The sequence below is a fragment of the Streptomyces sp. NPDC111744 genome (assembly GCF_055634995.1).
This window is the reverse complement of sequence record NZ_JBVKCG010000001.1, coordinates 109911-127379: the sequence shown is the minus strand read 5'-3', so window position 1 is coordinate 127379 and position 17469 is coordinate 109911. Positions and strand designations below refer to the sequence as shown.

The window sequence follows — 17469 nt, the reverse complement described above, 5'->3', positions numbered from 1 at the left end:
TCACGCCCGCCCCGCGCCGTGGTACGGTTTGAACACAACGGCGCGGGGTGGAGCAGCTCGGTAGCTCGCTGGGCTCATAACCCAGAGGTCGCAGGTTCAAATCCTGTCCCCGCTACTGAAGTCGAAGGCCCGGATCCAAGAGGATCCGGGCCTTCGTGGTGTCCGGACGGGCGGCGAACGCATGTACCGATGCGTGAGGTAGCCGTGCCGCTGTGGGGAGTTGGCGGAGATGTGTTTGACTTGTCGTTCTGTGGGCATGTCGACAAAACGCTGAAGTGACCTTACGGGTTGCGCTATACCGGATGTACCCAGGTTGCAGGTGGTGCGACGATGGACGTTATGGGGGACAAGGCAACTCTGTTCGAGACAGGGCGATTTGTGCAGCCTTCGGGCGAGGAGCCGACCCGCGACGAGGCCGCTGAGGCCGCTGAGGAGGCACGCTGCCGGCTCCATGCCGAGGCCGGTGACGTCGAGTCGATGAGTGTCCTCGGCGCCATGCTGCTGCGCCGCGGCGACCTCGACGGAGCCGAACCCCAGTTGCGTGCCGCCACCGCCGCCGGTGACCGTGCCGCCGCCAACAACCTCGGCGTCCTGCTGCACCAGCGCGGCTATCCCGAGGAGGCCGCCGGATGGTGGCGGATCGCCGCGGTCGCCGGCTCCGCGGCCGCGGCCCACGCGCTGGGCCGGCACCACCGGGAGCGCGGGGACGAACCCGCCGCCGAGTACTGGCTGCGCCAGTCCGCCGAGCAGGGCCACGCTCTCGGCGCCTACGCGCTGGCCGACCTGCTGGAGCACCGGGGGGACGCGGACGCCGGCCAGTGGATGCGGGCCGCCGCCGAGCGCGGGCACCGGGAGGCCGCGTACCGACTGGCGCGCGCGCTCGACCGCAGAGCGTTGGCGGGCGAGGGCGAGACCGGGGGTGACAACGGTGTCGGTACGGAGGCCGCCGCCGGGGCTCCGGAGGCCGAAGAGGCCGAGCAGTGGTACCGGCAGGCGGCCGCACGCGGCCACCGACGGGCCGCGCTGCACCTCGGGGCGATCCTGGAGAAGCGCGGCCAACTCAAGGAGGCGGGGCGCTGGTACCTGACCTCCGCCAAGGACGGCGAGGCCCGAGCCGCCTGTGCGCTCGGCTTCCTGCTGCGCGACGCCGGGGACACGGAGAGCGCCGCCGTGTGGTGGCTGCGAGCCGCGCAGGACGGCGACGGCAACGCGGCCAACGCACTCGGCGCGCTGCACGCCGAGCGCGGCGAGACACAGACCGCCGAGCGCTGGTACCGGGCGGCGATGGATGCGGGCGACGACAACGGGGCGTACAACCTCGGGCTGCTCTGCGCCGAGCAGGGGCGGACCGCGCAGGCCGAGCAGTGGTACCGGCGGGCGGCCTACGCGGGGCACCGGGAGGCGGCCAACGCCCTCGCCATCCTGCTGCTCCAGGGCGGCGACACGGCCGGCGCCGAACCGTGGTTCTCCAAGGCCGCAGAGGCCGGCAGCGTGGACGCCGCGTTCAACCTCGGGATCCTCTACGCCGGGCGCGGTGAGGACCGTGTCGCGCTGCGCTGCTACGAGCAGGCGGCCGCCGCCGGGCACACGGAGGCGGCACTCCAGGTCGGCATCGCCCGGCTGCGGGAGGGCGACGAGGCCACCGCCGAGCGGCATCTGCGGTGCGCCGCGGGCGGCGGGAGCGCCGAGGCCGCCTACCGGCTCGCCGCCGTGCTCGACGCACGTCGGCCTGCGGTGTCCGAGCACGAGCTCGGTGAGTCCTCGCTGCACACCAAGACCGAGTGCGAGGAGTGGTACGAGCGGGCCGCCTCGCAGGGACACCGGCGTGCCCAGGTGCGCGTCGGGATGCTCGCCGCCGCCCGCGGAGACGTGGTGGAGGCGGCGCGGTGGTACCGGATCGCGGCCGAGGCCGGGTCGCGGAACGGGGCGTTCAACCTGGGGCTGTTGCTGGCCCGGGAGGGAAGCGAGCCGGAGGCCGCCGTGTGGTGGCAGAGGGCCGCCGACGCGGGGCACGGGCGGGCGGCGTTGCGGCTGGCCCTGGTCTACGCGCGTCGTGGCGAGCTGGCGGAGGGGCAGCGGTGGGCGGACCGGGCGGTGACGCTTGGACCGGCCGAGGTGACCGAGCGGGCGGGTCGGCTGCGGGACGCCCTACGCGAGGAGCTGTCGGCCTGAGCCCGAGCCTTTCCGCAGGTCAGGCGGGCTGACAGCAATGGATTTGCTTCTGCTGGCGTCCCTCACGTAATGTTCCATTCATCGCCGCGGGGTGGAGCAGCTCGGTAGCTCGCTGGGCTCATAACCCAGAGGTCGCAGGTTCAAATCCTGTCCCCGCTACTGAAGGCCGAGGGCCGGAATCCAGAAATGGACTCCGGCCCTCGGTGTTTGCATGGGCACGCGCACGGCTACGCAAGGGCGTCGAGCCCAGTTGCCACGAAGGCCCCGGCGCCACAAGGGTGCCGGGGCCCTTCGGGGACGTCCGTCAGGCGGCCGTCGCGCAGTCCGGGCACAGGCCTCGGTACGTCACCTCGACGTCGGAGACCGTGAAGCCGAAGCGCTCGGAGGAGGGGAGGTCGGCCAGCGGGTTGCCGGTGGGGTGGACGTCGCGGATCGAGCCGCAACGGGCGCAGACCAGGTGGTGGTGGGGGCGGTGCGCGTTCGGGTCGTACCGCTTGGCGCGCTTGTCTGTCGAGACCTCGAGGACCTCGCCGAGCGAGACCAGCTCACCCAGCGTGTTGTAGACGGTCGCCCGGGAGATCTCCGGCAGCTTGGCGACAGCCCTGGCGTGGACCTCGTCGGCCGTCAGATGGACGTGCTCGCCGTCGAGGACCTCGGCCACGACACGTCGCTGCGCGGTCATCCGCCATCCGCGTCCACGCAGCCGTTCCAGAAGGTCACTCATAGACACCAGCTTAACAGCAGGCGGACCATTTTCCGAATAGGTGTGACTTTGGAACTCAACTTGACTTGGACTAAGTCCAACATGCGGGCCGGATCCCCGGAGGTCGGAGTCCGGCCCCTTCGGCGTGCGGTCGGGAGTGCTAGACGGGTTGCGGTGTGCGGGCCCCGACCCAGCAGCGGATGATGTCGCGGACCGAGACGATGCCGGCCGGCTCACCGCCGTCGAGGACGATCAGATGGCGGAAGCCGCCATGGGCCATCGCCCGGGCCGCCTCCTCCAGGGTCCAGGTCGGGGCGGCGAACACGACGTCGTTGGTGGTGTGGGCGTGGATGGGCTCCGTGTCCGGGTTCTGGCCCAGGCCGACGGAGTTCAGGATGTCGCGCTCGGTGAGGATGCCGATGCCGCCGGCGTCCGGGTCGTGGACGATCGCCGCGCCCACGCGACGCGCGGACATCAGGGCGGCTGCCTGGCGGAGTGTGTGGGCTGGGCCGACGGTGAGGACCACCGTGCTCATGGCGTCACGGACGAGCATGAAGGGTGCCACCTCCTTAGGGAACCGCGGAGATAGCTCAGCGATTCACAAATGCACAAAGTGGGGATTCTCACAGGGTGGCAGGTAAAGCCCGGGTCAACAAGGGGGTGCGGGCAGCCAACTGAGGGCGCACGCGCTCATATGTGCTGTAGAAGACTGCTCTGTTCTGCCTCAGAAGCCTGTTTCAGTAACGCTGGGTGAGGTATGACAGCAGCTCGTCGTGGAGCAGACCGTTGGAGGCGGCCGCGTTGCCGCTGTGCGGGCCGGGGCGGCCGTCCAGGCCGGTGAAGGTGCCGCCGGCCTCCGTCACCACGATCGCGGTGGCCGCCATGTCCCACAGGGACAGCTCCGGCTCGGCGCAGATGTCCACCGACCCCTCGGCGACCATCATGTACGGCCAGAAGTCGCCGTACGCGCGCGTGCGCCACACCTCGCGGGTGAGGTCCAGGAAGCCGCTCAGCTGGCCGCGCTCCTCCCAGCCGCTCAGCGAGGAGTACGCGAAGGAGGCGTCGGCCAGTTTCGAGACCTTGGAGACATGCAGGCGGGTGGCCGAGGTGAGGCTGCGGCCGGTGTAGGCGCCGTGACCCTGCGCCGCCCACCAGCGGCGGCCAAGCGCGGGCGCGGAGACCACGCCGACGACCGGCCGGTAGCCGCCCTCGGCCGCCTCCATCAGGGAGATCAGGGTCGCCCAGACAGGGACGCCGCGTACGTAGTTCTTGGTGCCGTCGATCGGGTCGATCACCCAGCGGCGCGGGCCGGTGCCCTCGATGCCGTACTCCTCGCCGAGGATCGCGTCCCGTGGGCGGGCGCGCTGCAACTGGCCGCGGACCAGTTCCTCGGCGGACTTGTCCGCCTCGCTCACCGGGGTCATGTCCGGCTTGGTCTCGACCTTGAGGTCGAGGGCCTTGAAGCGGGCCATGGTGGCGGCGTCGGCCGCGTCCGCGAGCACGTGGGCGAGCCGCAGGTCATCGTGGTAGTCCGGCATGTGACGAACGCTATCTGCCGGGGTGGGGGCGGGGCTACACAGGGATGAGGCGCATACGGGGGATGCCCGAGGATTTGTGCAGGATCCACTGCCCGCGTGCGTTGGCCGAAGGGCGCCCCCCGGTGCCTTCGCGAACCCTTGACAGTGGGATCGTGCGCGTCAAATCTGGGCGCAGACTCGCTCGCCCCAGGAGGCGATGATGCCTGCAGCCCGGGAATCCCTGCTGGACGCCGCGTTCACGGCGCTGGCCCGCCGGCCGTGGGCCGCTGTGCGGATGGTCGACGTGGCCGCGGCGGCCGGGGTTTCCCGGCAGACGCTGTACAACGAGTTCGGCAGCAAGGAAGGCCTGGCGAGGGCGCTGGTGCGTCGGGAGGCCGACGGGTATCTGGCGGGGGTCGAGCGGGCGCTCGGCAGCCATACCGAGGTGCGGGAACGCCTGACGGCGACGGCCGAGTGGATGGCGGTGGCGGCTCGTGAGAGCGTGCTGGTACGGGCGATGCTCACGGGAGGCTGGAGCGAGCGGCTGCCGTCGCCGACGTTGACCGCTGTGCCGTCGTCCTCCGCGGTGCCGGCGCAGCGGCGGGCGGATGGGCCGTTGCCCTCGCCCGGGGAATTCGTGCAGATCGTGCGGGATCGCGCGGTGGCGGTGCTGTCCGGGCCGGGAGCGGTGAAGGGGAACGGTGAGCTGGTCCGGTCCTGTGAACTCGTCGTCCGGCTTGCGCTGTCGTGTGTGGCCGCGCCGCCGGTGGAGGGCGGGTTGGCGGAGTTGGTGCGGGGGGTGTTGCAGCGGCAGCCGGTGTGAGAAGGGCCGCGTGTGACTAGTGGGTCGAGCCCGAGAGCTGGAGGCCGATCACGCCGATGATGACCAGGCTGATGGAGACGATCTTCAGGGTGGATACCAGGTCGCCCAGGAAGATCATGCCGTAGATCGCCGTGCCGGCCGCCCCGATGCCTGTCCACACCGCGTACGCCGGGCCCACGTCCAGCTTCCTGAGGGAGAGGGTCAGGAGGCCGAAGCTGCCCAGGGCGAAGGACGCGAAGGCGATCGTCGGCCATAGGCGGGTGAAACCGTGGGAGAGCTTGAGGCACACGGCGAAGCCGGTCTCCAGAATCCCGGCCACGATCACCAGCAGCCACGCCATGTGCCGTCCTCCCGTAAGTCCAGGTGCGATTATGCACTTACCGAACGCCGGCCAGGACAAACAACGCGGTGGTCAGTCGCCTTCCCTGCGCTCCCGCGTGGCCAGCAGCCGGCGCAGCGAGTAGAGACGGGCCGGGTCCGCGTGGCCCTCGGCGACCCACTCGTCCAGCGCGCAGTCCGGCTCGTCGTGGCTGCACGCGCGCGGACAGTTCACCGTGCCGGGCTCCAGGTCCGGGAACGCGTTGATCACCCGGGACGGGTCGACATGGGCCAGTCCGAAGGAGCGGATGCCCGGGGTGTCGATGACCCAGCCGCCGTCTTCGGACAGGGGGAGGGCGAGCGCGGACGTGGTGGTGTGACGGCCCCGGCCCGTCACGGCGTTCACATGACCCGTGATGCGGCGACGGTCTTTCGGGACCAGCGCGTTCACCAGGGTCGTCTTGCCGACGCCCGAGTGGCCGACGAACGCGGTGATCTTGCCGTCGATCTGCTCCCGCACGCGCTGGGCCGCGTCGCCGGTCTCCAGCTCCTCGCGGCTCGTGACGACGTACGGGATGTCCAGCGCGCCGTACAGCTCCAGGAGTTCGTCCGGTGGGGCCAGGTCCGACTTGGTCATGATCAGGAGCGGTGTGAGTCCGCCGTCGAAGGCCGCGACCAGACAGCGGTCGATCAGGCGCGGGCGCGGTTCGGGGTCGGCCAGGGCCGTGACGATCGCCAACTGGTCGGCGTTGGCCACGACCACCCGCTCGAACGGGTCGTCGTCGTCCGCGGTCCGGCGCAGCACCGACGCGCGCCCCTCGATCCGGACGATCCGCGCGAGCGTGTCCTTCCTGCCGGACAGGTCACCGACGAGGGCGACCCTGTCGCCCACCACCGCCGCCTTGCGGCCCAGCTCACGGGCCTTCATCGCCAGCACGGTCCGGTCGTCGACCAGGCAGGTCAGCCGGCCCCGGTCGACGGTGAGGACCATGCCCTCGGCCGCGTCCTCGTGTGCGGGGCGGATGTGCGTACGGGGCCGGGTGCCCTTGCGGTTGGGGCGCTGGCGGATGTCGTCCTCGTCGGTGTGCTTGCCGTAGCGGCGCATGGTCGTACGCCCCTAGGCCCCGTCGCTCCCGAGCATCCCGGTCCACAGGTCGGGGAAGTCCGGCAGGGTCTTCGCCGTGGTCGCCACGTTCTCGATCTGAACACCCTCCACGGCCAGGCCGATGATCGCACCGGCCGTGGCCATACGGTGGTCCTCGTAGGTGTGGAAGACCCCGCCGCGCAGCCTGCGCGGGCGGATGTGCAGGCCGTCGGCGGTCTCGGTGACGTCACCGCCCAGCTCGTTGATCTCCTTGGTGAGCGCGGCCAGCCGGTCCGTCTCGTGGAGACGGAGATGGGACACGCCCCGGAGGGTGGAGGGGGAGTCGGCGAGGGCGGCGACCGCGGCGATGCCGGGGGTCAACTCGCCCACGTCACCCAGGTCGACGTCGATGCCGTGGATCCGGCCGGAACCGGTGAACTCCAGGCCGTACTCGGTCAGTTCGCAGGTACCGCCCATCTCGGTGAAGATCTCGCGCAGCCGGTCACCGGGCTGGGTCGTACGCGACGGCCAGTCCGGGATCAGCACCTTGCCGCCTGTCACCAGGGCGGCGGCGAGGAACGGCTGGGCGTTCGAGAGGTCCGGCTCGACGGTCAGGTCCCGGCCGAGCAGCGCGCCCGGGGTGACCCGCCAGACGTTCGGCTCGCCGCCCGACTCCGGGGTGTCCACCTGGGCGCCGACCGCGCGCAGCATGTCGACGGTCATCCGGATGTGAGGGAGGGAGGGGAGCGTCGCGCCGATGTGGCGGACCTCCACGCCCTGGTTGAACCGCGGGCCGGAGAGCAGCAGGGCCGACACGAACTGGGACGAGGACGAGGCGTCGATCGACACCGGGCCGCCCTCCAGAGCGCCGCTGCCGTGCACGGTCAGCGGGAGCGCGCCCCGGCCGTCGTCGTCGATCCGGGCGCCGAGGGCACGCAGGGCGTCGATCACACCGTGCAGCGGGCGTTCGTAGGAGCGGGGGTCGCCGTCGAAGCGGATGTCGCCCGCGGCGAGGGTGGCGACGGGCGGCAGGAAGCGCATCACCGTGCCGGCGTTGCCGACGTCGACCGTGGCGGGGCCGCGCAGGCCGGCCGGGAGCACACGCCACGCCTCGCCGGAGCCGTCGGGGCCGACGCCTTCGTCGATGCCGACGCCCATCGCCCGCAGGGCGCCGGCCATCAGCAGGGTGTCACGGGACCGGAGGGGGCGGCGGAGCCAGCCGGGTTCGGAGGCGAGGGCGGCGAGGACGAGCGCGCGGTTGGTGACCGACTTGGACCCGGGCACGTGGACCGTCGCGTCGACGGCTCCGCTTGCCTGGGGGGCGGGCCAGAGGGCGGTTGGTGCGGTGGGGTTTGCGGCCATGGGGTCACTTTAGTGGGAGGCCGCGAGTAGAGCCTTCGTGTGCGGCTGTGTGGGGGCCGCCCGTGCCCGCGGCGGAGCCGCCGACCGACACGGCCCCGCGCCCCCGAACAGGAGGGCCGGTCATGCCCCCAGCAGCCACCTGCCCCCACCGATCAGCGAACACAGCGACACCGCGTGGAACAGGAACAGCCACATCCCCGCCGGTACGTGGGTCAGCCGTGACAGTTGGTCCGCGTCCGAGTCACCGGCTCCGCCCCGGGAGCGCTTCGCCTGTAGTTCGAACGCCGGGCGCACGCCGCCCAGCAGCAGGAACCACACCACCGCGTACGCGAACGCCGCCTGCACCTGGGGCCCGGCCAGCCAGGACACCAGCAGGAACGCGCCGCCCGTCAGGAACACCGTCAGGACGCCGTACGCGTTGCGGATCATCACCAGCATGGCGATGAGCAGGGCCGTCGCGACCCACAGCAGAAGGGTGATGCGGCCGGCGCCGAGCAGGGCCGCGCCGCCCAGGCCGAGGAGCGGCGGCGCGGTGTAGCCGAACGCCGCCGTGAGGATCATGCCCAGGCCGTGCGGCTTGCCCCGGCTGACCGTGAGGCCACTGGTGTCGGAGTGCAGACGGATGCCGGTGAGCTGGCGGCCGGTGAGCAGGGCGACCAGGCCGTGGCCGCCCTCGTGGGCGATCGTGATGGCGTTGCGCGCTATCCGCCACACGGTGTGCGGGACGACCACGGCGGCCGCGGCGGCCAGCGTCACGATCACCACCCACAGGTCCGGGTCGGGCTGGGTGCCGGTCAGCTCGTCCCAGAGAGAGGTCGCTGTGCTGGTGTCCATGGTCTCCGGTCGTTCCCTCTCGTCGTACGGAACCGGCAGTGTGACACGTATGTATGTGTGGACGGCATCCCAACGGCCAGGAGAAAGGGAACGTCCCCGGATCACCGGGATCCGTCGGCGAGTTGGGCGCGAGACGCGGGCCGGTCCGCCGTCCCGTCCTCAGTCCCGGGAGTGAAATGTAGGGTTGTGAAGATGTGCGGACGGTACGCGTCGAGTCGTAGGCCCGAGGACCTGGCCGGAATCTTCGAGGTCGAGAAGTGGGAGCCCGAGGAGACTCTGGAGCCCGACTACAACGTGGCCCCCACCAAGGAGGTCTACGCGGTCCTGGACCGGCCCCTGAAGGACGCCGACGACAAGCGGCCGGTCCGCCAGCTGCGCAGGCTCAAGTGGGGCCTGGTGCCCTCCTGGGCCAAGTCGCCCGAGGGCGGAGCCCGGATGATCAACGCGCGCGCCGAGACCGTGCACGAGAAGCCGTCGTACCGCCGCGCCTTCGCCGCCCGCCGCTGCATCCTGCCCGCCGACGGCTACTACGAGTGGGTCACCGCCAAGGAGGAGCGGGACCTGGAGGTCGAGGGCAGGAAGAAGCGGCCGCGCAAGCAGCCGTACTTCGTACTGCCCGCCGACGGCTCGGTGTTCGCCATGGCCGGGCTGTACGAGTTCTGGCGGGACCGCACGCTCCCCGACGAGCACCCGCTGGCCTGGTGGGTGACCTGCTCGGTGATCACCACGGAGGCGGAGACCTCGCCGCTGGCGGTGGCGCCCGCGGAGGGCCCCCGGTCACTGTCCGACATCCACCCCCGGATGCCGCTGATGCTGACCCCGGACCGCTGGGACGCCTGGCTCGACCCGGCCCGCACGGACGTCGAGGACCTGCGGTCGCTGCTCGCCCCGCCCCCGGAGGGCCTGATGCGGGCCTACCCGGTCTCCACGGCCGTCAGCAACGTCCGCAACAACAGCCCGGAGCTGCTGACGGAGCTGGAGGCACCGGAAGAAAGCACGCTCTTCTAGCCTTCCGGCGTGACCTAGCCTTCAGGCGTGACCACTTCGAAGATCGTCGGTACGGAGGCGGGGGACGCCCGCATCACCTGGTACGAGGCGGAGAAGGCGCGGCTGGTGCTCGCCGTGAGCCATGGAGCGGGCGGGGGCATCGAGGCACACGACCTCCAGGCGATCGCCGCGGTACTGCCGGAACACGGTGTGACCGTCGCGCTCGTGGAGCAGCCCTGGCGGGTCGCCGGCAAGAAGCTTGCCCCCGCGCCGAAGACCCTCGACGTGGGCTGGCGGGGCGTGTGGGCCGCGCTCGCCGCACCGGGGCTGCCGGTGGTGTCCGGCGGGCGCAGCGCCGGGGCCCGGGTCGCCTGCCGTACGGCCACGGAGCTGGGCGCGGCCGCCGTCCTCGCGCTCAGCTTCCCGCTGCACCCGCCGGGCAGGCCGGAGAAGTCGCGGGCCGAGGAGCTCCTGGGGGCCGGGGTGCCCACGCTCGTCGTCCAGGGCGGGAACGACCCGTTCGGGAAGCCGGCCGAGTTCCCGGAGGGTGACTACGCACTCGTCGAGGTGCCGTACGGCGATCATGGGTTCGCGGTGCCCAAAAGGGCAGACATCGAGCCGGAACGGGCAGTGGCGATCATCACGAACGCGGTCGTCGAGTGGACCGCACCACTCGGGTGACACCCGGGAATGTTGAGTGGCGGACCACTGTTGAGGCGGACAGAAGTGCTGGGGCACCAGCGCCGACGCCGAAGGAGAGGAAGTCCGCCGCATGGGTTCGACCATCTGCCCGAGCCGCAGCAGCAGCGCTGACCTGGACTGGACAGTGCTGCACGCGGCCAAGACCGCTCCTATTCGAGCGGCGGCAGGCACGGGTCGTGTTCTATCCTCCGAGTCGAGTGGGATCGGTTTCGGTCCTGCCCTGGATCTTGAGGAGGTGGGTCCGGTCACTGGGACCGACGCAGGGACCGACAACGGCCAGGCGGAGCTGCCCGAGGGCCAGGGCACGAGCGCGGAGTCGACCTCGGAGCGCACCGCGCGCTTCGAGCGGGACGCGCTGGAATTCCTCGACCAGATGTACTCGGCCGCGCTGCGCATGACGCGCAACCCGGCCGACGCCGAGGACCTGGTGCAGGAGACCTATGCCAAGGCGTACGCGTCGTTCCACCAGTTCCGTGAGGGCACCAACCTCAAGGCCTGGCTGTATCGCATTCTGACCAACACCTTCATCAACTCGTACCGCAAGAAGCAGCGCGAACCCCAGCGCTCAGCGGCCGAGGAGATCGAGGACTGGCAGCTCGCCCGCGCCGAGTCGCACATGTCGACCGGTCTGCGCTCCGCGGAGTCGCAGGCGCTCGACCACCTGCCCGACTCGGATGTGAAGGAAGCGCTGCAGGCGATCCCCGAGGAATTCCGCATCGCCGTCTACCTCGCTGACGTAGAGGGCTTTGCGTACAAGGAGATCGCGGACATCATGGGGACACCCATCGGTACGGTGATGTCCCGGCTGCACCGGGGCCGCCGTCAACTGCGCGGCATGCTGGAGGACTACGCGCGTGATCGCGGCCTCGTCCCGGCCGGCGCCGGAGAGTCGAACGAAGCGAAAGGCTCGGGCTCATGAGCTGCGGAGAGCCGCACGAGACGGACTGCAGTGAGGTACTCGACCATCTGTACGAGTTCCTCGACAGTGAGATGCCGGACGTCGATCGCGTCAAGTTCAAGCAGCACTTCGAGGAGTGCTCGCCCTGCCTGGAGAAGTACGGGCTGGAGCAGGCCGTGAAGAAGCTGGTCAAGCGGTGCTGCGGCCATGACGACGTACCGAGTGACCTGCGGGCCAAGGTGCTGGGGCGGCTGGACCTGATCCGCTCCGGCCAGGCCGTCCCGGAGCACGACGTCACGGCCACGCAGACCGCACCGGCCAAACAGGCCGCTCCGGTCACTTCGCAGGAGAGCTGAGCGGCCCTCGCCGAGTGCTCCCCGCGGGGCGTCGCCGCCCCGGTGGTCCGTCACCCGAATGTGCTAATCCTCCGGTCATATCCCCCGGACCCTCCGGCTCCCGCCTAGGCTCCTGAGCCTGGACAGGCATGGTCGGGGGAGGGGCGAGATGGAGGCGGTTCCGGCGCGGGTGCGCGCGTACGTGACCTGTGTCGCCCTCGGCGCCCTGTGCTGTCTGTTGCCACTGCCGTCCCTGCGCACGCCCTGGTGGGCGGTGGCCCTGCTGGCCGCGCTGTACGCGGGCTGCGAACACGTCGTACGACGTCGGCTCGGCGGCACCTTCTACCCGGTGCTGCTCGCCGGTGCGTTCCTGCTGCCACCGCCGGCCGCCGCGCTCGTACCGCTGCCGGGTGCGCTGCTCGCGCACGTCGAGCAGCGGCCGCAGGCGCTACGGCGGATCTGGCGGGCCGCCGAACTGGCGCTCGCCGTCTGGGGCGCGGGGCGTGTCCACTGGGCGCTGGGCGGCCGGGACTCCGTCGTGGACTGTGAATTCCCGTACGCGCTGCTGCCCTGCGCGGCGGCGGTCCTGGCGTTCTGCGGGGTGCTCGCACTGCTGGACGGCGGGATCCTCGCCCTGGCCGAGCGCGTCCCGGCACGGCGGGCCTGGCGCGGTCTGCTCTCCCGGTCCCTCGCGTCGATCGGGGTGCACGGGCTCGCCGGGCTGATGATGGCCGTGCTGTGGCGCAGCCCCTTCGGTCCCGTCGCCGCGCTGCTCGTCCTGCTGCCGATGTGCGTGTCCTGGTGGGTGTTCGCCCAGTACCACCGGGAACGGGCCGCCCACCAGGCCACCATCCGCGCGCTCGTCCAGGCCGTCGACATCAAGGACGGCTACACCCGCGGGCACAGCGAGCGGGTCGGACAGGCCTCCGTGATGATCGCCCGTGAACTGGGCATGGACGACGAACGGGTGGAGGTGCTCCGCTTCGCGGGCATCCTGCACGACGTGGGGAAACTGGGCGTCCCGACCCGGCTGCTGCGCAAGGACGGCCCGCTCACCCCGGAGGAACGCCGGATCATCGAGCTCCACCCCGAGTACGGCCACGAGATGGTGCGCGGGATCTCCTTCCTCGGCGAGGCCCGCGCCGCGATCCTGCACCACCATGAGCGCATCGACGGCAGCGGCTACCCCTACGGTCTGGTCGGCAGTCAGATCCCCGAGTCAGCCCGCGTGGTGGCCGTCGCCGACGCGTTCGACGCGATGACCTCGACGCGCTCCTACAGCCGGGCCCGGCCGGTAGGGGCGGCGGTGGAGGAGTTACGACGCTGCGCCGGCCGGCAATTCGACTCGCGGGCTGTCGACGCCCTGGTCCGAGCCCTGGCCAAGGAGGGCTGGCACCCCGCGGTCACCGCCGACGTCCTCCCACCCGGCCCCACCGGTTCCGGTCGGCCGAGAAGCGAGGCGCAGAGCGTCGTGCGGGGCACCCCATGACACCGGGCAACCTGGCGTTCGGCACCGGGCCGAGAGCGGATCGTGGCCCCGCCGGTCCACCTGTCGGACTGCGTTTCCACTTCCCCCGGGCCCTCTGGTGCATCCGGCTCGCCGCCCTTCTCCTCGCTCTCGGCTGTCTCGCCGGCACCCTCTGGGAAGGGCTCGACGGCCGGGGGGTCGCGCTCGCCTTCGGGGGCCTCGTCGCCGTCGGGGAGCTGAACCGCCGGACCGGTGCCGAGGCGCGCGAGGCCGCTCCGCTCGGGGCCGCCGGAGGGCTCGCCTACGCCCTGCTCGGTGCCGACGGCGGGGTCGCCACGCACGACGGGGCCTTTCAGGTCGTCACCGTCGTCTGCGCGGCCTCGCTGCTCGGCAGCGTGCCCCACATAGCCGGCGGCCGCCGGCCCACCCTCGACCATCTCGCCCGCCGGGTGCTCACCGTCGGCTTCGCCGCCGTCTGCTTCCAACCCCTCTACAGCAGGGGCGTGTTGGAGCAGTGGGGCGGACCGGCGTACGCTCTGCTGCTGGTCGCGCTGCTGGTGCTCACCGCGCTGTGCGACGCCGTACTCGCCGCCGCGCAGGCGCACTCCCGCACCGGATGGCCGTTCGGGCCGCTGCTCCGGGACGAGCTGCGCGGACTGCTCGGCATCGGGTCCGCAGTCTGTGCCACCGGGGCGGTGATGGCGCTGGCCGTCGCCGTCGTCGGCCTCTGGGCGCTGCCCGTCTTCTGTCTGCCCCTCCTCCTCACCCAGCTGTCCCTGCGCCGGTACACGGCCGTGCGGGCCACCTACCGGCAGACCATCGCCTCCCTCGCCCGCGCCACCGAGATAGCGGGGTACACCCCGGCCGGGCACGCCCGCCGGGTCGCCACACTCAGCCAGGCCGTCGGGCGTGACCTGGGGCTGTCCGGAGCGGAGCTCACCGTGCTGGAGTACGCGGCGCTGATGCACGACATCGGCCAGCTGAGCCTGGTCGACCCGGTACCGGCCGGGGCCACGGCCGCGCTGCCGCCGGCGGAACAGCGCCGCATAGCCCTGCTCGGCGGGGCCGTCGTACGGCAGACCGGGGTGGACGCGGCGGTCGCCGTGGTCGTGGAGCGGCAGGCCGATCCGTACCGGGAGCAGCCGCTCGCCGCGCGGATCGTGCGGGTCGTCAACGCGTACGAGGAGAAGGCCCGGGATTCCGGGCCCGGTGGGCCGTTGACCGCGCTGGAGGAGTTACGCCTGGCCACTGCGGGGGACTACGCTCCCGAGGTCGTGGAGTGCCTGGCACGCGTACTCTCCAGGGACTGTCTGACCTTGCGCACGGCTGGGTAACCCATGGGTAATGAGCGGCCCTCCCGTCGTACGTGGTTGGATGCGAGGGAGAGGGTGTCCGGGGGCACAAGCCAGCCCACTGTGCGGAAATGGAACTGGCAGGCGGGAATCGTGAGGATCTTCGGCAAGGGACGGCACCGGCCCTCCGCCTCCTGGCGGCAGGCCACCGATCGCGCGTTCACGCTGATCGGCGACGGCCGGTACGAGGACGCGGGCGAACTGCTGACACGTGCCGCCGACCTGGAACCGTGGCTGTCCGAGTCCTGGTTCAACCTCGCCCTGCTGCACAAGTTCCGGCACGACTGGGAGCAGGCGCGGGCGGCCGGGCTGCGCGCGGTGGCCCTCCTTGACCGGGAGACCGGGGCGCCCGACTGGTGGAACGTCGGTATCGCCGCGACCGCCCTGCAGGACTGGCCGCTGGCCCGGCGGGCCTGGCAGGCGTACGGGCTGCGGGTGCCCGGGGGCGCCACCGCGTCCGGTGAGCCGACCGGGATGGACCTGGGCAGTGCCGCTGTACGGCTGTCCCCGGAGGGGGAGGCCGAGGTGGTGTGGGGGCGGCGGCTGGACCCCGCCCGCATCGAGGTGCAGTCCATTCCGCTGCCGTCGTCCGGGCGGCGCTGGGGCGAGGTCGTGCTGCACGACGGCGTGCCGCACGGCGAGCGGACCACGGCGACCGGGCACGCGTACCCCGTCTTCGACGAGATCGAGCTGTGGGCGCCGTCGCCGGTGCCGACCTGGGTGGTGCTGCTGGAGGCGGCGACGGAGACCGACCGGGACGCGCTGGAACAGCTGGCCGGGGACGCCGGGTTCGCGGCGGAGGACTGGTCGTCGTCGGTGCGGTTGCTGTGCCGCATGTGCTCCGAGTCGCGGATGCCGTCCGACGAGGGCGACGGGGTGCATCTCGATCCGCACGACCACAGTGAGCCGGGGCATCCGGGGCCGCTGGGGCACCGGACGGACGGGCAGCTGTGGGTGCCGGAGCGGGAGTGCGGGGTGGCTGCGCCGGCTTCGCTGGTGAGGGGGTTGCTGGACGGGTGGGTTGCCGACAGCCCTGACTCTCGGGACTGGCGGGATCTGGAAGAGGTTTGCTGAGCTTTGTGCTTCGGCTGCCCGCGCGGCGGAGTCGCATACGTCACAGCCCCGCGCCCCTGAAAGCATCCCCGTACCCTGTACCTGCAACATCTCTCCCCGCTTTACCTAGGAAGGCTTACGTCGGTCATGGCGCAGCAGGACACCGATCAGCAGCACGCGGCCGTGCTCCCCGTGGATGACGAGGGGTTCGTCATCGACACCGAGGGGACCGAGGAGCGCGAGAACGCCTGGCGTGCGCGGGGGACCTCGCGGCCCATCACCGTCGTCGGGAACCCGGTGCTGCACAAGGAGTGCAAGGACGTCACCGAGTTCGGGGACGAGCTGGCGCAGCTGGTCGCCGACATGTTCGCCAGCCAGCGGACCGCCGAGGGCGTCGGCCTCGCCGCCAACCAGATCGGCGTCGATCTGAAGGTGTTCGTCTACGACTGCCAGGACGACGAAGGTGCCCGGCACGTGGGCGTGGTGTGCAACCCGAAGCTGGTCGACCTCCCGGCGGACAAGCGGCGGCTGGACGACAGCAACGAGGGGTGCCTGTCGGTGCCCACCGCCTACGCCCCGCTCGCCCGGCCCGACTACGCCGAGGTCACCGGGCAGGACGAGAAGGGCAACCCGATCAAGGTGCGCGGCACCGGCTACTTCGCTCGGTGTTTGCAGCACGAGACCGATCATCTGTACGGCTACCTGTACATCGACCGGCTCTCCAAGCGTGAGCGCAAGGACGCCCTGCGGCAGATGGCCGAGAACGAGCCCCGCTACCCCGTGGTCGCCAACGACTGAGGCGGAGCAGGGCTGTTGTCGGGAACGCGCGCCGGTAGGCGTTCAGGCGGCCGCCGGCCCCCGGAAGGCGCGCCGGTAGGCGTTCGGTGTGGTGCCCAGTTCCTTCACGAACTGGTGCCGCAGCGCGGCCGCCGTACCGAAGCCGGTGCGGCCCGCGATGGCGTCCATCGTCTCGTCCGTCCCCTCCAGCAACTCCTGGGCCAGCAGCACCCGTTGCCGCAGGATCCAGCGGTACGGCGTGGTCCCGGTCTCCTGCTGGAAGCGGCGGGCGAAGGTGCGCGGGGCCATCAGGGCGCGGGCGGCCAGCTGCTCGACGGTGACCTCCTCGTCGAGATGCTCCGCCATCCAGGCCAGCACCTCGCCGACCGTGTCGCAGGGACCCTCCGGCAGCGGGCGCTCGATGTACTGGGCCTGGCCGCCGTCCCGGTGCGGGGGCACCACCATCCGCCGGGCGATCTTCTTGGCGATCTCGGGGCCCTGTTCCTTGCGGACGATGTGCAGACAGGCGTCGATGCCGGCCGCGGTGCCCGCCGAGGTGATGACCGGGTCCTCGTCGACGTACAGCACGTCCGGCTCGACCCGGGTGCGCGGGAAGCGGCGGGCCAGCAGCTGGGCGTGCCGCCAGTGCACGGCACACCGGCGCCCGTCCAGCAGCCCGGCCGCGCCCACCACGAAGACGCCGGAGCAGATGCTGAGCACCCGGGCACCCCGGTCCACCGCCCGGCGCAGCGCGTCGAGCAGTTCGGGCGGGTACTCCCGGTCGACATTGGCGTCGGAGGCCGGCACCGCGATCAGATCGGCCTCCTCCAGCCGGTCCAGACCGTACGGCGTGGAGACGGTGAGGCCCGGCACATGGGTGCCGAGCGCCGGCCCCTCCGCCGAGACCACCGCGAAGTCGTACACCGGCAGCCCCTCGTCGGAGCGGTCGAGGCCGAAGACCTCGCAGACCACCCCGAGCTCGAAGGGGTGCACACCGTCCAGCAGCACTGTGGCCACGTTATTCAGCATGCTGCCAGTGTGCCTCGCCGCTGGCAGTAATTCGAGGCTGCATGGCAGTGCTGCC

18 protein-coding genes and 2 tRNA genes are annotated in these 17469 nt (G+C 71.5%); 12 read left to right on the top strand and 8 right to left on the bottom strand.

What is annotated here, in order from left to right; genetic code table 11:
• The first annotated feature begins 41 nt into the window (after positions 1-41).
• The 3 genes from ACZ7OO_RS00610 (at position 42) to ACZ7OO_RS00600 (ending at position 2331) form a co-directional block, all read left to right on the top strand.
• Positions 42-115: transfer RNA gene (locus tag ACZ7OO_RS00610), tRNA-Met, on the top strand.
• A gap of 215 nt (positions 116-330) precedes the next feature.
• Entirely contained in the window at positions 331-2172 is a 1842-nt protein-coding gene (locus tag ACZ7OO_RS00605) for a tetratricopeptide repeat protein (protein ID WP_471500072.1), read from the top strand.
• A gap of 85 nt (positions 2173-2257) precedes the next feature.
• Positions 2258-2331 (top strand) — tRNA-Met (locus ACZ7OO_RS00600).
• A gap of 145 nt (positions 2332-2476) precedes the next feature.
• Here the strand turns inward: ACZ7OO_RS00600 and ACZ7OO_RS00595 are convergent.
• The 3 genes from ACZ7OO_RS00595 to hisN form a co-directional block, all read right to left on the bottom strand.
• The gene (locus tag ACZ7OO_RS00595) at positions 2477-2896 is read right to left on the bottom strand and encodes a Fur family transcriptional regulator (protein ID WP_471500069.1); all 420 of its coding nucleotides are present in this window, start codon (positions 2894-2896) and stop codon (positions 2477-2479) included.
• A gap of 139 nt (positions 2897-3035) precedes the next feature.
• The gene (locus ACZ7OO_RS00590) at positions 3036-3428 is read right to left on the bottom strand and encodes a CBS domain-containing protein (RefSeq protein ID WP_471500067.1); all 393 of its coding nucleotides are present in this window, start codon (positions 3426-3428) and stop codon (positions 3036-3038) included.
• Between the two features lie 184 nt (positions 3429-3612).
• Positions 3613-4413 (bottom strand): histidinol-phosphatase, encoded by an 801-nt coding sequence (gene hisN, locus ACZ7OO_RS00585; protein ID WP_471500065.1) that lies wholly within the window; start codon positions 4411-4413, stop codon positions 3613-3615.
• A 196-nt stretch (positions 4414-4609) separates the two neighbouring features.
• Here hisN and ACZ7OO_RS00580 point away from each other — a divergent pair, with 196 nt between their 5' ends.
• The gene (locus ACZ7OO_RS00580; RefSeq protein ID WP_471500063.1) at positions 4610-5215 is read left to right on the top strand and encodes a TetR/AcrR family transcriptional regulator; all 606 of its coding nucleotides are present in this window, start codon (positions 4610-4612) and stop codon (positions 5213-5215) included.
• Positions 5216-5231: 16 nt separating this feature from the next.
• Here the strand turns inward: ACZ7OO_RS00580 and ACZ7OO_RS00575 are convergent, their stop codons facing one another.
• The 4 genes from ACZ7OO_RS00575 to ACZ7OO_RS00560 all read right to left on the bottom strand — a co-directional run bounded on the left by ACZ7OO_RS00575 (position 5232) and on the right by ACZ7OO_RS00560 (position 8813).
• Complete coding sequence (locus ACZ7OO_RS00575) at positions 5232-5555, bottom strand: DMT family transporter (RefSeq protein WP_471500061.1); 324 nt, start codon at positions 5553-5555, stop codon at positions 5232-5234.
• Positions 5556-5627: 72 nt separating this feature from the next.
• Positions 5628-6638 (bottom strand): ribosome small subunit-dependent GTPase A, encoded by a 1011-nt coding sequence (gene rsgA / locus ACZ7OO_RS00570; RefSeq protein ID WP_471500059.1) that lies wholly within the window; start codon positions 6636-6638, stop codon positions 5628-5630.
• Between the two features lie 12 nt (positions 6639-6650).
• A complete protein-coding gene (gene aroA / locus ACZ7OO_RS00565; RefSeq protein WP_471500057.1) occupies positions 6651-7979 on the bottom strand; it encodes a 3-phosphoshikimate 1-carboxyvinyltransferase in 1329 nt (442 codons plus the stop codon).
• A 120-nt stretch (positions 7980-8099) separates the two neighbouring features.
• The gene (locus ACZ7OO_RS00560) at positions 8100-8813 is read right to left on the bottom strand and encodes a M50 family metallopeptidase (RefSeq protein ID WP_471500055.1); all 714 of its coding nucleotides are present in this window, start codon (positions 8811-8813) and stop codon (positions 8100-8102) included.
• A 192-nt stretch (positions 8814-9005) separates the two neighbouring features.
• On the opposite strand from ACZ7OO_RS00560, the gene ACZ7OO_RS00555 reads away from it, so the two are divergent.
• The 8 genes from ACZ7OO_RS00555 (at position 9006) to def (ending at position 16406) form a co-directional block, all read left to right on the top strand.
• Complete coding sequence (locus ACZ7OO_RS00555; RefSeq protein ID WP_352219827.1) at positions 9006-9821, top strand: SOS response-associated peptidase; 816 nt, start codon at positions 9006-9008, stop codon at positions 9819-9821.
• 27 nt (positions 9822-9848) lie between these two features.
• Complete coding sequence (locus ACZ7OO_RS00550) at positions 9849-10481, top strand: alpha/beta hydrolase family protein (protein WP_471500053.1); 633 nt, start codon at positions 9849-9851, stop codon at positions 10479-10481.
• A gap of 256 nt (positions 10482-10737) precedes the next feature.
• Entirely contained in the window at positions 10738-11421 is a 684-nt protein-coding gene (sigR, locus tag ACZ7OO_RS00545) for an RNA polymerase sigma factor SigR (protein WP_471501206.1), read from the top strand.
• Positions 11418-11756, top strand: coding sequence for a mycothiol system anti-sigma-R factor (rsrA, locus tag ACZ7OO_RS00540; RefSeq protein ID WP_471500051.1), 339 nt, complete (start codon positions 11418-11420; stop codon positions 11754-11756). The genes sigR and rsrA overlap by 4 nt, the downstream gene beginning before the upstream one ends.
• A gap of 148 nt (positions 11757-11904) precedes the next feature.
• A complete protein-coding gene (locus ACZ7OO_RS00535; RefSeq protein WP_471500049.1) occupies positions 11905-13224 on the top strand; it encodes an HD-GYP domain-containing protein in 1320 nt (439 codons plus the stop codon).
• Entirely contained in the window at positions 13221-14537 is a 1317-nt protein-coding gene (locus tag ACZ7OO_RS00530) for an HD-GYP domain-containing protein (RefSeq protein ID WP_471500047.1), read from the top strand. Before ACZ7OO_RS00535 ends, ACZ7OO_RS00530 begins: the two co-directional genes overlap by 4 nt.
• A 111-nt stretch (positions 14538-14648) precedes the next feature.
• Positions 14649-15629, top strand: coding sequence for a hypothetical protein (locus tag ACZ7OO_RS00525; protein ID WP_471500045.1), 981 nt, complete (start codon positions 14649-14651; stop codon positions 15627-15629).
• 126 nt (positions 15630-15755) lie between these two features.
• Positions 15756-16406 (top strand): peptide deformylase, encoded by a 651-nt coding sequence (gene def, locus ACZ7OO_RS00520; protein WP_471500043.1) that lies wholly within the window; start codon positions 15756-15758, stop codon positions 16404-16406.
• Between the two features lie 42 nt (positions 16407-16448).
• On the opposite strand, the gene ACZ7OO_RS00515 is transcribed toward def, so the two are convergent.
• The gene (locus ACZ7OO_RS00515) at positions 16449-17414 is read right to left on the bottom strand and encodes a helix-turn-helix domain-containing protein (protein WP_471500041.1); all 966 of its coding nucleotides are present in this window, start codon (positions 17412-17414) and stop codon (positions 16449-16451) included.
• Between the last annotated feature and the right edge of the window lie 55 nt (positions 17415-17469).

What these genes read in the sequence shown, in the direction of transcription:
- ACZ7OO_RS00605 (WP_471500072.1), top strand. Translation starts at nt 331, where the DNA reads ATGGACGTTATGGGGGACAAGGCAACTCTGTTCGAGACAGGGCGATTT.
- ACZ7OO_RS00515 (WP_471500041.1), bottom strand. Translation starts at nt 17,414, where the DNA reads ATGCTGAATAACGTGGCCACAGTGCTGCTGGACGGTGTGCACCCCTTC.
- ACZ7OO_RS00555 (WP_352219827.1), top strand. Translation starts at nt 9,006, where the DNA reads ATGTGCGGACGGTACGCGTCGAGTCGTAGGCCCGAGGACCTGGCCGGA.
- ACZ7OO_RS00590 (WP_471500067.1), bottom strand. Translation starts at nt 3,428, where the DNA reads ATGCTCGTCCGTGACGCCATGAGCACGGTGGTCCTCACCGTCGGCCCA.
- ACZ7OO_RS00575 (WP_471500061.1), bottom strand. Translation starts at nt 5,555, where the DNA reads ATGGCGTGGCTGCTGGTGATCGTGGCCGGGATTCTGGAGACCGGCTTC.
- rsrA (WP_471500051.1), top strand. Translation starts at nt 11,418, where the DNA reads ATGAGCTGCGGAGAGCCGCACGAGACGGACTGCAGTGAGGTACTCGAC.
- ACZ7OO_RS00580 (WP_471500063.1), top strand. Translation starts at nt 4,610, where the DNA reads ATGATGCCTGCAGCCCGGGAATCCCTGCTGGACGCCGCGTTCACGGCG.
- rsgA (WP_471500059.1), bottom strand. Translation starts at nt 6,638, where the DNA reads ATGCGCCGCTACGGCAAGCACACCGACGAGGACGACATCCGCCAGCGC.
- def (WP_471500043.1), top strand. Translation starts at nt 15,756, where the DNA reads ATGGCGCAGCAGGACACCGATCAGCAGCACGCGGCCGTGCTCCCCGTG.
- ACZ7OO_RS00560 (WP_471500055.1), bottom strand. Translation starts at nt 8,813, where the DNA reads ATGGACACCAGCACAGCGACCTCTCTCTGGGACGAGCTGACCGGCACC.
- ACZ7OO_RS00595 (WP_471500069.1), bottom strand. Translation starts at nt 2,896, where the DNA reads ATGAGTGACCTTCTGGAACGGCTGCGTGGACGCGGATGGCGGATGACC.
- ACZ7OO_RS00535 (WP_471500049.1), top strand. Translation starts at nt 11,905, where the DNA reads ATGGAGGCGGTTCCGGCGCGGGTGCGCGCGTACGTGACCTGTGTCGCC.
- hisN (WP_471500065.1), bottom strand. Translation starts at nt 4,413, where the DNA reads ATGCCGGACTACCACGATGACCTGCGGCTCGCCCACGTGCTCGCGGAC.
- ACZ7OO_RS00530 (WP_471500047.1), top strand. Translation starts at nt 13,221, where the DNA reads ATGACACCGGGCAACCTGGCGTTCGGCACCGGGCCGAGAGCGGATCGT.
- aroA (WP_471500057.1), bottom strand. Translation starts at nt 7,979, where the DNA reads ATGGCCGCAAACCCCACCGCACCAACCGCCCTCTGGCCCGCCCCCCAG.